At 64.1% G+C, this 14093-nt stretch carries 12 protein-coding genes; all 12 read left to right on the top strand.

The window, feature by feature from the left end; genetic code table 11:
• Positions 1–4: 4 nt before the first annotated feature.
• Positions 5–1864, top strand: coding sequence for a DEAD/DEAH box helicase (locus KI611_RS16140; protein WP_226416670.1), 1860 nt, complete (start codon positions 5–7; stop codon positions 1862–1864).
• A gap of 225 nt (positions 1865–2089) precedes the next feature.
• Entirely contained in the window at positions 2090–4345 is a 2256-nt protein-coding gene (locus KI611_RS16145) for a TonB-dependent hemoglobin/transferrin/lactoferrin family receptor (RefSeq protein ID WP_226416671.1), read from the top strand.
• 10 nt (positions 4346–4355) lie between these two features.
• Complete coding sequence (locus KI611_RS16150) at positions 4356–5228, top strand: ChaN family lipoprotein (RefSeq protein WP_226416672.1); 873 nt, start codon at positions 4356–4358, stop codon at positions 5226–5228.
• Positions 5229–5320: 92 nt separating this feature from the next.
• Positions 5321–5578, top strand: coding sequence for a hypothetical protein (locus tag KI611_RS16155; protein WP_226416673.1), 258 nt, complete (start codon positions 5321–5323; stop codon positions 5576–5578).
• Positions 5579–5608: 30 nt separating this feature from the next.
• Positions 5609–9568 carry a cobaltochelatase subunit CobN gene (cobN, locus tag KI611_RS16160; RefSeq protein WP_226416674.1) on the top strand — a complete coding sequence of 1320 codons (3960 nt, stop codon included), beginning with the start codon at positions 5609–5611 and terminating at the stop codon, positions 9566–9568.
• Positions 9565–9897: a hypothetical protein gene (locus tag KI611_RS16165; protein WP_226416675.1), complete on the top strand. Its 333-nt coding sequence runs from the start codon at positions 9565–9567 to the stop codon at positions 9895–9897. The genes cobN and KI611_RS16165 overlap by 4 nt, the downstream gene beginning before the upstream one ends.
• A gap of 37 nt (positions 9898–9934) precedes the next feature.
• Positions 9935–10417 carry a MotA/TolQ/ExbB proton channel family protein gene (locus tag KI611_RS16170; protein ID WP_226416676.1) on the top strand — a complete coding sequence of 161 codons (483 nt, stop codon included), beginning with the start codon at positions 9935–9937 and terminating at the stop codon, positions 10415–10417.
• Positions 10414–10743 (top strand): DUF2149 domain-containing protein, encoded by a 330-nt coding sequence (locus KI611_RS16175; protein WP_226416677.1) that lies wholly within the window; start codon positions 10414–10416, stop codon positions 10741–10743. The genes KI611_RS16170 and KI611_RS16175 overlap by 4 nt, the downstream gene beginning before the upstream one ends.
• Before the next feature lie 18 nt (positions 10744–10761).
• Positions 10762–11013, top strand: coding sequence for a hypothetical protein (locus tag KI611_RS16180; protein WP_226416678.1), 252 nt, complete (start codon positions 10762–10764; stop codon positions 11011–11013).
• 21 nt (positions 11014–11034) lie between these two features.
• Entirely contained in the window at positions 11035–11652 is a 618-nt protein-coding gene (gene rpsD / locus KI611_RS16185; protein ID WP_226416679.1) for a 30S ribosomal protein S4, read from the top strand.
• A gap of 22 nt (positions 11653–11674) precedes the next feature.
• Positions 11675–11893: a hemin uptake protein HemP gene (gene hemP, locus KI611_RS16190; protein ID WP_226416680.1), complete on the top strand. Its 219-nt coding sequence runs from the start codon at positions 11675–11677 to the stop codon at positions 11891–11893.
• A 210-nt stretch (positions 11894–12103) separates the two neighbouring features.
• Positions 12104–14029: a TonB-dependent receptor plug domain-containing protein gene (locus KI611_RS16195; protein ID WP_226416681.1), complete on the top strand. Its 1926-nt coding sequence runs from the start codon at positions 12104–12106 to the stop codon at positions 14027–14029.
• The last annotated feature ends 64 nt before the right edge of the window (positions 14030–14093 follow it).

The following is a 14093-nucleotide window of genomic DNA, read 5'->3' on the forward strand; positions in this document are numbered from 1 at the left end:
CAGCATGTCATCAACTGAGTCTACAACTGCTCAGAGCTTTGCCGATCTCGGCTTAAGCCCGTCACTACTCAAGACACTGGCCGATATCGGTTACGAATCGCCCTCCCCCATTCAGGCCGAATGCATCCCCGTCCTGCTGCAAGGTCGCGACCTGATCGGTCAGGCGCAAACCGGCACCGGCAAGACCGCCGCTTTCGCGCTGCCGATGATGGAACAGATCGACGTCAAGCTGACCAAGCCGCAAGCCCTGGTCCTGACGCCGACCCGCGAACTGGCCATCCAGGTTGCCGAAGCGCTGCAAAGCTACGCCAAGAACCTGCCCGGCTTCCATGTCCTGCCGATCTACGGCGGTCAGAGCTACACCATCCAGCTCAAGCAACTGTCGCGTGGCGCCCACATCATCGTCGGCACTCCGGGTCGCGTCATGGACCACCTGGAGCGCAAGACGCTCAATCTCGAGCATCTGAAGACGCTGGTTCTCGACGAAGCCGACGAAATGCTGCGCATGGGCTTCATTGACGACGTCGAATGGATTCTCGAACGCACCCCGGCGACCCACCAGACGGCGCTGTTCTCGGCCACCATGCCGGAACAGATCCGGCGTGTCGCGCAAAAGTATCTGGTCGAGCCGCGCGAAATCAAGATCAAGTCGGCCACAGCCACCGTCGCGGCGATCCGCCAGGTGTACTGGCAGGTCAGCGGCATGCACAAGCTGGATGCGCTGACCCGCATCCTCGAAGTTGAAGAAGACTTCGACGCCGCCATCATCTTCGTCCGTACCAAGAACGCCACCGTCGAACTGGCCGACAAGCTGGCCGCCCGCGGCTACGCTGCAGCAGCGCTGAACGGCGACCTCAACCAGCAGATGCGCGAACGCGTCATCGAGCAATTGAAGTCCGGCGCCCTCGACATCGTCATCGCCACTGATGTGGCCGCGCGCGGCATCGACGTGCCGCGCGTCAGCCACGTCGTGAACTACGACATTCCCTACGATACCGAAGCCTACGTGCACCGCATCGGCCGCACCGGCCGCGCCGGCCGCGCCGGCAACGCCATCCTGTTCGTCGCACCGCGTGAAATCCGCATGCTGCGTACCATCGAGCGCGCCACCCGCTCACCGATCGCCCCGCTGACGCTGCCCAGCCGGGCCGATGTCACCAACAAGCGCGTCGCCGGCTTCAAGGAAAAGGTTGCCGAGGTATTGAACGCCGAAGGCCTCGATTTCTTCTCCAATATCGTCTCGCAGATTTCCGCCGAGCAGGATGTTGGCGCCGAGGAAGTCGCTGCCGCCCTGTGCATGATGGCGCAGGAAGGCAAGCCGTTGCAGATCGGCGGCGAGGATCCGTCACCGGCCCGCGCCGCGCCGGCTTTTGACAGCCGCCGCCCGAGCGCTTTCGCCGACCGCGAACGCAAGCCGCGTACCGAGGGTGGCGAGCGGCCGCGTTTCGAGGAACGGGGTGAAAAGCCGCGCTTTGAAGAGCGTGGCGAACGGCCGCGCTTCGAGGACAAACCCCGCCGCACCGCGGCCCCGACCGGCGACATGGTGCGTTACCGCATCGACGTCGGCCGTGACCATGGCGTGCAGGTCAAGGACATCGTCGGCGCCATCGCCAACGAAGCCGGCATCGAAAGCCGTTTCATCGGCCGCATCGCCCTTTACGACGAGTCGAGCACCGTCGAACTGCCGGCCGGCATGCCGAAGGAAGCCGACAACGCCCTGAAGCGCACCCGTGTCCGTGGCGTACCGATCAATCTGCGCCCTGACGAAGGCCGTCCGGATGGCGGCAGCGGTGGCGAACGGAAATTCGACAGCGAGCGCAAGTTCGATGGCGAGCGCAAGTTCAAGAAACGCGCCGAACACTAAGCAAACCGTCAGCAGCATGCAAAAAGCCACGGCATCGACCGTGGCTTTTTTTCGTCTGGCCGATCAATTGACAGACGCTAGAATTCAATTGATAATAGTTCTCATTGCCAACCGTAGCCAGAACAATAACACCCGCGACGGTCGCGCACATCACATCGTTAGCCAGCCACCGATCGGGTCATACCTAGGCAGCTCGCCAGATATCTATCAATTCTGGGGGTTTCCATGGCGCATGCCAGCATCGCATCCGGCGTTCTCAAACGCCGTTGTCTTTCAGTTTTTGTCGGCCTGATCTGCGCCGGCTTCGCCCCGGCCGGCTTGGCCGAACCGGAAATGCTGATTGCCCGCAACGACAAGACCGGCGGTGGCCTGCTGACGGAAGTCGTTGTCTCGGCGACGCGGACCGAACAAGACGTCCACGACGTCGCCAATACCATCACCACCATTTCGGACGAGCGCATCGAAAAGGAACAGGCTGCGGACCTCAAGGATCTGCTGCGCTACGAAGCCGGCGTTTCCGTCCGGGCCGAGCCGAACCGTGCCTCCGGCGTTTTTCGCGCAACGGGGCGGAGCGGCAACGAAGGCATCAACATTCGCGGCCTCGAAGGCAATCAGGTGCTGCTGCAGGTCGACGGCGTCCGTCTGCCGGCCAGCTATTCGAGCGGCCCCTACGCGGCCGGACGCGGCGACTATATCGATATCGAAGCCTACAAACGCGTCGAAATCCTGCGCGGCCCGTCATCTACCCAGTTCGGCAGCGATGGCCTGGCCGGTGCCGTGACCTTCCTGACCAAGGACCCGAGCGACCTGCTGACGCTCGGCAAGCCGACCCAGACAGCGCTCAAACTCGGATACTCATCGGTCGACGACAGCTGGATGACCGTCCCTTCCTTCGCCTACGCCGACGACACCGTCGAAGCCATGCTGCTGGCCAGCATCCGGCGCGGCCATGAAAGCGACAACAAGGGCGACAACGACTCGAACAACGTCAACCGCACCACGCCCAATCCACAGGACACCCAGTCGCAATACGTACTCGGCAAGGTGGTGATCAAGCCGAACCGCAACCACCGCTTCAAGCTGACCGCAGAAAATCTTGATCGCAAGGTCGATACGACGGCACTCAGTTTCCTCGGCGACGCCTACGCCGCCGCCGGCCTGACCAACGTCGCCTTGCGCGAGGACATCACCCGCCGGCTGTTCAAGCTTGATTACGACTACAGCAATGCCGATAACGCCTGGTTCCAGCATGCCGTCGCCAGCCTGTACACGCAGAAATCCGAGAATCGGCAATGGGGCCTGGAAGAGAAGAGCACGGCCAGTTCCTGGGGCCGCTCGCGCTGGCGCGACACCCTCTATGGCGAAGAAGTGATCGGCGGCAGCCTGCAACTCGAAAGCAATCTCGGCGAAAAAATCACCCATCGCATCGTCTACGGCGTGGACGCGAGCACCACTGAAGTGACGTCGCTGAAGGATGGCTATAACAGTGCCGCCACCGCCTTTGTCACCAACAAGAGTTTTCCGGACACCGACTACACGCTGTTCGGGGCCTTCGTTCAGGATGAGATCGGCGTCGGGCCGTTCAGTCTGATTCCCGGGCTGCGCTTTGACAGTTTCAAGTTGAGCCCCAAGGCCGACAACCTCTATCGCCTCAGCAACGCCACGGAACCGGCCAAGCTCGACGGTCGGGAAGTGTCGCCCAAGTTCGGCGTGATCTGGAAACTCGACCCGCTGGCCAACCTGTTTGCCCAGTATTCGCACGGTTTCCGCGCCCCGACGCCGACCCAGGTTAATGGGGGCGTCACCAACCTGACGGCAGCGGACCCCTACACTTCGCTTGGCAATCCCGATCTGAAACCGGAAACCAGCGACTCGATCGAACTCGGCATCCGCGGCCGCAGCCATGCCGTGCGTTACAGCGCCAGTGCCTTCCGCGGCAAGTACAAGAACTTCATTGCCAGCAACGTGCTGGTCGAGTCGAACCCGGCGCCAACCCCCGATGTCTTCAAGACGGTCAATCTCAGCAACGTCGATATCCATGGCTATGAACTGCGCGGCGAATGGGCCTTCCATCGCGATTGGAGCGCTTCAGCCAGCTACGCGCACGTCACCGGCAATTCCGAGCAGGACGGTAGCGAAACGCCCTTGGCAACGATCGATCCGGACAAGCTGGTACTCGGTCTGCGCTACGACAATAGTCAGCGCTATGGCGGCCAGTTGCTGCTGACCGCCGTCGAACGCAAGAAGAACAATCCGGACAGCGCGCTGTATTACAACAGCGGCAGCTTCGCCATTGTCGACCTGAATGCCTACTACCAGTTCAGCAAGAACCTGACGCTGAACGCCGGGGTCTTCAACCTGTTCGACCGCAAGTATTTTCTCTGGGCCGATGTCCGCAACCAGTCGCCGGCCTACGCCCAGATCGACGCCTACAGCCAGCCCGGGCGCAACGCCTCGGTTAGCCTGAAGTACCAGTTCTGAGGACGGAACGGTGGATAAACCTGCTTCGCCGCAACGTCACCTCGTCGCCCTGCTCTGGGCCGCCCTGCTGGCCGGCCCGAGCGCAGTGGCCGGCGAGCGCATCATCGATGTCCGCACTGGCCAGACGTTGAGCCGGGAAGCCCTGATCAAGGTGATCGCCGACAGCGATTTCCTGCTCCTGGGCGAACTGCACGACAACCCGCTGCACCACCAACGGCGCGGCGAACTGCTCGCCGCATTGCCGGAAACCACCACGGTCGTTGCCGAGCATCTCCAGGTGGGCAAGCAGATGGCGCCGAGCGGCGCGCTGCTGAACAGCCTGGAGGATGCCGGCTTCGACGCCAAGGCCTGGCGCTGGCCGCTGCACGGGCCGCTCTTTGCGGCCATCCGGGAGCGCGGCCTGCCGCTGGCCGGCGGCAATATTCCGCGGGCCACCGCCCGGGCCGTCGTCCGCGATGGCGGCGGGGCGATCCCGACCGAGCTGAGCGAAGTCGTCGCCGGCAGTCCGCTGGCAGCGGCAAGCCAGGCAAGCCTCGATGCCGAACTGCTGCGCAGCCATTGCGCCCAGGTTCCGGCGGCGATGATTCCCGGCTTGCGGCTGGCCCAGCAGACCCGCGATGCGGCGATGTTCGGCGCGCTGAGTATCGCGGTCGGCCGACCCGCCGTATTGCTCGCCGGCAATGGCCACATCCGCAGCGACTACGGCGTACCGCGCCTGCTCCGCCAGCATCGCCCGAACCGCCGGCTGATCGCTGTCGCCTTTCTCGAAGAAGGTGCGGCAACCGCGCCGGACGAGCAAGCCACGCCTTACGACTACCTGTGGATCACCGAGGCAGCCAGCCGGGCCGACCCCTGCGCCGACTTCAAGCGACCGGCGGCCTGAACGGGCGCTTCGCCGGTCACCGCTGATCGATCTTTTTCTTAACGCCGACAACCAAGCCATCCGGTTGTCGGCATTTCCCCCGGAGTGCCCGCATGTCCGCCAACTTACCCGATGCCACCGCACTGCTCTGTTCGCTGCTCGCGCTGATGACCCGCTTTTCCTGCCTCGGTTGTCCGCAGCAGGCCCAGCTGATTCGCCGGGAACTCGCGTTGCTGCAACGTTATCCGGACGAGCAGATGGCCCCGCTGCTGAAGCAGCTTGGCCGGCGCCTCGAACAGGATTGGGCGCAGCTCTACTATGCCATTGCCGACGAGACCGACCCCGCCGGTCAAACCGCCGTCTTTCACTGACTCATCAATCGCTCGCCAGCCAGGTAAAGAATGCCCCAGCTACGCCTCCTTCTGCTCGCCGCCGCCCTGCTTTTCGCCGCTGCCGCACCCGCCGAATCGATCCTCATCATCGCCACCTCGCCGGTGCCGCCGGCCAAGTTCCGGCCGATTGCCGAAATCGGCGCCGCCCACGGCTTCAAGGTCGCGGCCCATTTTGCCGAGCAGCTGCCGGCCGACCAGATCGACAGCCTGTTCAAGGGTCACGACATCGTGCTCTTCGATGCCGCCCGCAGCCACATGCAGGAGGCCGTCAAGGGCAAGCTGGCCAAGGTGCTGCCCGGGCTCAAGCTGCCGAATATCTGGATGCGCGACAGCGGGCCGCTCGCCGAGGGCTTCCCCAAGGCCGTCGCCGAGCGCCTGCACGCCTATTACACCAACGGCGGCCGAGCCAATTACGAAGGCTTCTTCAAGACCCTGGCCGCCCATCGGCGCGGCCAGTCCACCACCGGCATCGCGCCGCCCTTCATCTTTCCGGATGCGGCGATCTACCACCCGAAAGCGCCGAATGCCGTGTTCGCGACGCCGGCCGACTATTTCCGCTGGAAAGGCGTCGATCTCGCCAAACGGCCGCCGACGATCGCCATCGCCTTCCATCAGATCTACATCGGCGCCGAGCAGACCGCCTTCATCGACGACATGATCGCCCGCATCGAGGCCGCCGGCGCCATTGCGCTGCCCTATTACGCCGGCGTTCTCGGCCCGCACGAGGCGATGCTGACGGTCGGCGGCAAAGTGGTGGCCGACGCGGTGATCAACACCCAGATCGTGCTCGACCCGGAAGGCCGACGCAGCGAGCTGGCCAGGCTCGGCATCCCGGTGATCCAGGCGCTGGCTTACCGCAAGGGCGACGAAGCAGTCTGGCGGGCCGACCCGCAGGGCCTGCCGCTGATCGACGTGCCCTTCTACCTGGCGCAGGGAGAATACGCCGGGATCATCGATGCCGTGGTCACCAACACGACGCGCAAGCCGGACGGTGAAACCCATGTCATCAGCGAACAGACCGCCGCGGTCACCAGCAAGGCGCTCAATCTGGTACGCCTGCAACGGCTGGCCAATGCCGACAAGAAAATCGCCGTCTTCTACTGGAACTACCCGCCGGGCGAAAAGAACCTTTCGGCCTCCTACCTCAACGTCACGCGCAGCGCCGTCGCCACCCTGAAGGCGATGCAGGCGGCCGGCTATGCGACGCCGGCCGACGAGGAAACCGTGCTGGTCAACAACCTGCAGCGCCTGCTGGCGCCCTTCTACCGCGATGGCGAACTGCCGTCGCTGTTGCGCGACGGCCTGGCCGAACGCCTGCCGGTCAAAACCTACCGCGCCTGGCTGGACGGATTGCCGCCCGCCGTGCGCAACGAACTGAACGAACGCTGGGGCGCCCCGGAAAAATCGGCCATGGTCATCGTCGACCGCGGCGAAGCGGTCTTCGTCATCCCGCGCTTTGCTGCCGGCAAGGTCATCTTCACGCCGCAGGCACCGCGCGGCGAACGCTCGGAAGAAAAGGAAAAGGCCCTCTACCATTCGACCAAGGCCGTCCCCTCCCACTTCTACATGGCCCAGTACCTGTGGGCGCGCGCCGGCTTCAAGGCCGACGCCATCGTCCATTACGGCACGCACGGTTCGCAGGAATGGCTGCCCGGCAAGGAGCGCGGCCTGGCGATGTCGGACTACCCGATGCTCGCCGTCGGCGACGTGCCGGTGGTCTATCCCTATATCGTCGACAACATCGGCGAAGCGCTGCAGACCAAACGCCGCGGCCGCGCCGTCACCGTCAGCCACCAGACCCCACCCTTCGCGCCGGCCGGCCTGCACGACACGCTGACGCAGATCCACGACCTGCTGCACGCCTGGCTGGCCCAGGACGACGGCTCGGTCAAGGAAAAGCTGGCGGCCGACCTGAAAAAACGGGTCAAAGCGGAGCGCATCGACCAGGACATGGGATGGAGCGATGCGCGGATCGGCTCGGAATTTCCCGCCTTCATCAGCCTGTTGCACGACCACCTGCACGAACTGGCTCAGACCGCCCAGCCGCTCGGCCTGCACACCTTCGGCACGCCGCCGCTGGAAAAGCATCGCCTCGGCACCGTGCTGCTGATGCTCGGCAAGCCCTACTGGGAAGCCGCCGCCCGCGCCGCCGGGGTCAAGGAAGACGATCTCGACGAAACCTTCGTCGGCGACTACGAAAAGCTGGCCGATTCGGCGCCGTGGAAACTGCTTGCCGGCTATCTGGCCGACGGCAAGGCGCCGGCGGATGCCGAGCTGGCCGAGCAACTGGCCCAGGGCCAGCGCTGGTACGCCGACCTCGGCGCTGCCGGCGAAATGGCTGGCCTGCTCTCGGCGCTGGCCGGCCAGCATCGGCCGACTTCCTATGGCGGCGACCCGATGAAGAATCCGGATGCGCTGCCGACCGGGCGCAACCTGTACGGCTTCGATCCGTCGCGGGTGCCGACCCAGCAAGCCTGGGCAGCCGGCAAGGAAGCCGCCGAAGCGCTGATCGCCGCACACCGCGCCAAGGCCGGCCAGGCACCGAAGAAGCTCGCCTTTTCGCTATGGTCGGTCGAAACCATGCGCCACCAGGGCCTGCTCGAAGCGCAGGCGCTGTGGGCGATGGGCGTCGAACCGGTGTGGGATAGCGGCGGCCGGGTCATCGACGTCAGGCTGGTGCCGCGCGACCAGTTGCAGCGGCCGCGCGTCGATGTCGTGCTGTCGGCCACCGGCCTTTATCGCGACCACTTCCCGAATGCCATGAAACAGTTGGCCAAGGCCGTCGAACTGGCCGCCCGCGCCGCCGAAGCCGATAACCCGATGTACGCCAACAGCCTTGCCATCGCCGCCCGTCTGGTCAAGCAAGGGATACCGGAAGCGGCGGCCAAGAAAGCCTCGGAAACGCGCATCTTCTCCTCCGAATCCGGCCGCTACGGCACCGGGCTGGACGACGCGGCGCTCGCTACCGACACCTGGAAGAACAAGGCTGAGGGCGACCGCAAACTGGCCAACCTCTACCTGTCGAAGATGCAGTTCGCCTATGGCACCGACGAATCGAGCTGGGGCAGCAAGGGCATCGCCGGCAGTAATGGCAAGGGCGGCAACATCAATCTCTACGCCGAACACCTGAAAGGCACCGAAGGCGCCGTGCTGTCGCGTACTTCCAACCTCTACGGCATGCTGACCACCGACGATCCCTTCCAGTACCTCGGCGGCATCGGCGCGGCGGTGCGTCAACTCGACGGCAAGGCACCGGAACTCTACATCTCCAACCTGCGCGGCAGCGGCGCCGGCAAGGTCGAAGGCGCCGCCCAGTTCCTCGCCAAGGAACTCGCCACCCGCAACTTCCACCCCGGCTACATCAAGGGGCTGATCGATGAAGGTTATTCCGGGACGCTGCAGGTGCTCGACTCGGTCAACAACTTCACCGGGTGGACTACCGTCTCGCGCGAAATCGTCCGCGACGACCAATGGCAGGAGTTCGTCGATGTCTACGTCCGCGACAAGCACAAGCTCGGCCTGAAGCAGTGGTTCGAGCAGAACAACCCGCACGCGCTCGCCCAGACCATGGAAAAAATGCTGGAAATGGCCCGCCAGGGTTACTGGCAGGCGGATGCCAAGACGGTAGCCGAACTGAAGGAGCGTTATCGCGAACTGGCCAAACGCCACGCCGTGCATAGCGACAATGCCGCTTTTGAAAAATTCGTCGCTCCCGGTTTCGGGCTGGCTGCCGTGCTGCCCGCCGCCCCCTCGCCAACCCGGCCACAAGGCGCTGCCGACCTGGTGACGCCACCGGCAGCGCCGGTGCCGCCCCCGCCGGTGCAGGGCATGGTGCTGGAAAAAGTCGAGAACGCGCCGCCGCTGCCGCCCGCTCCCCTCGCCCTGTTTGGCGGCACGCTACTGCTGCTGGCGACGCTGGGTGGAGGCCTGGCGGCGGCCCGGCGTCAGGCGCGCGGCGGTGGCCTGTGAAGCCGGCCCGCTACCCGCTGCTCGCCGCCCTGTTCGCCCCGCTGCTGGTCAACGCCGAAGCAACCCGGACGCTGCAGGAAGTGACCGTCACGGCAAGCAGCGCCATCGGCGACGAACTGAGCACCCGGCAAAAGGCGCGCACCCTGCTCAACCTCTATCTGGTCCGCCGCCTGACGCCGCAGCCGAATTTGCGTTGCGAAGCACAAAACCTGTTACGCGCCGACACCGAGCGCCTCGCCGAGGCCCGCCAGGGCGCCGACAACTGGCAGTTGGGCAGCGCGGAACGCGGCCAGCGGACCCTGATGGTCTCGCTGGAAGACAAATGGTAAGCCCCTCATCCCATCCACTTTTCAATACGGAGTCATCATGCCCAACCTAGTCGAACTGACCATGTACCAGATCTCGCAGCTCTTTCTGCTGCCGACGCTGGCCCTGATTGCCGGCCTCTTCATCTACGCCTTCTGGGTGCTCGGCGAATTTCTGCTGCTGGCGCTTTATCGCAAGCGCGGCCGGGGCCGGCCGCTGGTCGCCAATTTCCGCAACAACCCGACGCTCAGCGCCGACCAGCTTGACCTGCTCGCCCACAAGGCACTCGAGAACCCGCGCATCGCCAGCCGCGTGACGCCGATGCTCGGTCTGGTGGCGACGATGATTCCCATGGGGCCGGCCCTTAAATCGCTGTCCGACGGCAATCTGGCCAAGGTTTCCGACAACCTGACGATTGCCTTCTCGGCGGTCATCCTGGCCCTGATCGCCGCTTCGATCACCTACTGGGTGGTCAATGTCCGGCGCCGCTGGCTGGCCGAGGAAATGCTCGAAATCGAAGCGTTGCGCGGAGCCGTGGCATGAGCCTGAAACTGCTGCACGAACCGGAAACCGAAGACCCGATCCTGTCGGTGGTCAATCTGATCGACATCTTCCTGGTCATCATCGCCGCGCTGCTCATCACCGTCGCCCAGAACCCGCTGATCAACCCGTTCAACAAGCAGGACATCACGGTCATCACCGACCCCGGCAAGCCGACCATGGAAGTGATGATCAAGAAGGGCGAGAAGATCGAGAAATACAAGGCCAACGGCAACATCGGCAGCGGCGACGGCGAAAAGGCCGGCGTTGCCTACAAGATGAAGGATGGCTCGATGGTTTACGTACCCGAAGGCCAGAGCGCAGAGTAAGCCATGGAGACCGACGACATGAGCATCGAACTGCGCCTGGCGGCGATCATCAACCTGCTCTCCTCATCCGCCCTGCGCGGCACCACCGCCAACAAGCTGGCCGCCCTGCGTACCCACCTGCATGCCGCGCTCGATCAACGGGGCCTTGATCCCTATCTGAAAAGCACCTTGCAGGAAGTCGGCGCCGGCTGGGATGCCGCGCACTGCCATCCGAAGTCGATTGCCATCAATTGCTATCCGTTGACCGAAATCGGTCAGCTGACCCACTGATCACTACTACAAGGAGAACCCATGTCCCGTTACACCGGCCCCCGTCTCAAAGTCCTGCGCGCTCTCGGCGTCGACCTGCCCGGACTGTCCCGCAAATCGATGCAGGAACGCCCGCAGCCACCGGGCCAGCATGGCGCCCGCAAACTGGGCGGGCGCAAATCCGAATTCGGCCAGCAACTGATGGAAAAGCAGAAGCTGCGTTACAACTACGGCTTGACCGAACGCCAGTTGCGCCGCGTCGTCGTCGATGCCAAGAAGGATCGCGGCGCCACCGGCGACAAACTGGTCGAGTTGCTCGAACGCCGCCTCGACAACCTGGTCTTCCGCGCCGGCTTCGCACCGACCATCCCGGCCGCCCGGCAGCTGGTCAGCCATGGCCATATCGCGCTGAACGGCCGGCGCGTCACCATTCCGTCAATCCGCCTGCGGGTTGGCGACGCCTTCGGCCCAACCGACGAGGGCCGCAAACTGGCACCGATTCGCGCCTCGCTCGAAGCACCAGCCCTTGAACGCCCGGAATGGATCGCCCTCGACGGCGCAACGCAAACCGCGCACCTGAGCCATTTGCCCGACGCCGATGCCGCCCCCTTCCCGCTCGACCTGCAGCGCATCGTCGAGTACTACGCCACCCGGATGTAAGCGTCGATCAGGAGAGTTTTTCATGCATACCAGCAAACACGGCATTCGGGCACCCTTTCTCGGCCGCCAGCACAACCCGGCCGGCCAAATACCCGGCGGCCTTCCGGAGCAAGCCGTTGCCCTGAAGCACTTCAACAGCCATGAACTGTTCGGCGCGCAGAACGAAGTGACCATCCTGCACCGCGGCGAACGCTACAGTCTGCGGATCACCGGACTCGGCAAACTGATTCTGACCAAGTAAGCGGCCTTTGCTGGTCGTTCAGGAAATAAATCGAGCAAATTTGACCGGAATCAAACGCGAACAATTCTCATTAGCTAGAATTGTTCGCGTTTCCTTTGTCCCCGCCCGGACTCCGGCCAGCCGATTCCCGCCGGCCCGATCTGCGCCATTTCCCCGCCAGCCACCTGAAGTGCAGGAAGCCAGCCATTTCCCGCAATTCATGGAGGCTTCATGCAATACCCTCATTCCCGTTTCAAGCTGCGGACCACCACGCTGGCCGTCATTACCGTACTTGGCGGCTTTGCGCTACCAGGCAGCGCGGCCGAAACGACGCTCAAGGACACCGTCGTCAGCGCCACCCTGTCGGAACATGAAACGCGCACGGCACCGGCCTCGGTAACCGTGATCACCCGCGAAGAGCTGGAAACCCGCAATGCGACCGACCTGCTCGATGCAGTGCGCGGCAGCCCCGGCATCACGCTCTCGCCACGGCAGGTCGGCGGCCGCAAGACGCTGGCCCTGCGAGGGCTGGAAGGCAAGCACACGCTGACATTGATCGACGGCCGGCGGATATCGCCCTCGGACGACGTGGTCGGCCATTCCGACTACCAATACGGCTGGCTGCCGATCTCGGCCATCGAGCGGGTCGAGATCATTCGCGGCCCGATGTCGACGCTGTATGGCTCGGAGGCGCTGGGCGGCGTGATCAATCTGATCACCCGCCAGCCGAAAGACAAATGGATCGGCTCGCTGATGCTGTCCGGCTCGACCCTGTTCGACGCCGACACTGACGGCGGCCAGGGCAGCCAGGGTTCGGTCTTTGCCGCCGGGCCGCTCGGCGAACGCATCACTTTGCGGGTCAATGGCGAGGCGACCCGGCGGGCGGCGGTCGAAAACAAGGATGACCGCCGCTATTCGGAGATTGAAGGCAACAGGACACGTACCGCCGGCCTGGGCGGCACGATCAAGCTGACCGAAGCGCAAAGCCTCGACGTGCAGTGGAGCAAGGGTGACGAGGTCCGCACCTACGACGACGTCAGCTCGACCAAGACTTACGAGAACCGTTACGACATCGAAAAATCGCAGGCCAGCATCGCCTGGAAGGGCGAGTTCGGCAGCTGGCGCAGCCAGGTCCGCGCCTACCGCAGCGAGATCGACATCACCAACACGCGGACCAACGGCGTCAGCGCCACCCGGCCGCAGAACATGAGCGACGAGGTGGTCGATGCCTTTGCCGCGCTCAAGCTCGGTGGCCAGACCGTCACGGTCGGCGGCGAATACCGGACGGAAACGCTGAAGAACAGTGGTCTGATCGGCGGCAAGGACAGCGCGACGCACAAGGCGCTGTTCGTCCAGGACGAGATTGCTCTGGGCCAGAGCCTGATGCTGACGGCCGGCGTACGCGGCGATGAACACGAGATCTTCGGTTTCGAAGCCAGCCCGCGCGCCTATCTGGTCTGGGAAGCCAGCCCGGAACTGATCATCAAGGGTGGCTACGGCCACGCCTTCAAGGCACCGACGCTGAAGCAGATTTCGCCGAGCTATGTCGGCGCCGAAGGGCCGCACACCTTCCTCGGCAATGGCGATATCCAGCCGGAGAAATCCGACTCGCTGGAAATCGGTGCCGACTGGAAGCGCGGCCCGCTGAACCTGCGTGCCACGCTGTTCCACACCAGGGTTGATGATCTGATCACCTACCGCCAGATCAAGACCGTCGGCGTACGCCGTACCTATCTTTACGACAACGTGGACAAGGCGACGATCAGCGGACTGGAAACCGGCTTCAGCTGGAACATCAACAGCGCGCTGTTGTGGAACACCAATCTGACGCTGCTCAAGACCAAGGACGAAAGCACCGGCACGGAACTGAACGACCGACCCGGCGTCATGCTGGCCGCCACCGTCGACTGGAGCATCGGCCAGGGCTGGAGCAGCCGCGGCGCCGTCGAATATTACGGTCGGCAAACCAGCAGCGCTGGCGATCTGCCCGCCTACTCGCTGTGGAACGCCAGTGTCGGCAAGCGTTTCGACAAGATCTTCAGCCTGCGCGCCGGCGTCAATAACCTGACCGATGTACGGCTGGCCGACAAATCGCCGAACTTCGGCTATGCCGAGCTGGGCCGCAACCTCTACGTCACCTTGCGCGCCGACTTCTGAACCCGGCGATCGACCGATGCCCGAATACGCTCCGGCGTATCCGGGCATTTTTTTCACCGGCTTT

Origin of the sequence: Dechloromonas denitrificans (assembly GCF_020510685.1) — a bacterium.
Lineage (GTDB): Bacteria > Pseudomonadota > Gammaproteobacteria > Burkholderiales > Rhodocyclaceae > Azonexus > Azonexus denitrificans_A.

Excerpts from the sequence above, each read along its gene's own strand:
- KI611_RS16140 (WP_226416670.1), top strand. The coding sequence starts at position 5 with ATGTCATCAACTGAGTCTACAACTGCTCAGAGCTTTGCCGATCTCGGC.
- KI611_RS16145 (WP_226416671.1), top strand. The coding sequence starts at position 2,090 with ATGGCGCATGCCAGCATCGCATCCGGCGTTCTCAAACGCCGTTGTCTT.
- KI611_RS16155 (WP_226416673.1), top strand. The coding sequence starts at position 5,321 with ATGTCCGCCAACTTACCCGATGCCACCGCACTGCTCTGTTCGCTGCTC.
- cobN (WP_226416674.1), top strand. The coding sequence starts at position 5,609 with ATGCCCCAGCTACGCCTCCTTCTGCTCGCCGCCGCCCTGCTTTTCGCC.
- KI611_RS16170 (WP_226416676.1), top strand. The coding sequence starts at position 9,935 with ATGCCCAACCTAGTCGAACTGACCATGTACCAGATCTCGCAGCTCTTT.
- KI611_RS16175 (WP_226416677.1), top strand. The coding sequence starts at position 10,414 with ATGAGCCTGAAACTGCTGCACGAACCGGAAACCGAAGACCCGATCCTG.
- KI611_RS16180 (WP_226416678.1), top strand. The coding sequence starts at position 10,762 with ATGAGCATCGAACTGCGCCTGGCGGCGATCATCAACCTGCTCTCCTCA.
- rpsD (WP_226416679.1), top strand. The coding sequence starts at position 11,035 with ATGTCCCGTTACACCGGCCCCCGTCTCAAAGTCCTGCGCGCTCTCGGC.
- hemP (WP_226416680.1), top strand. The coding sequence starts at position 11,675 with ATGCATACCAGCAAACACGGCATTCGGGCACCCTTTCTCGGCCGCCAG.
- KI611_RS16195 (WP_226416681.1), top strand. The coding sequence starts at position 12,104 with ATGCAATACCCTCATTCCCGTTTCAAGCTGCGGACCACCACGCTGGCC.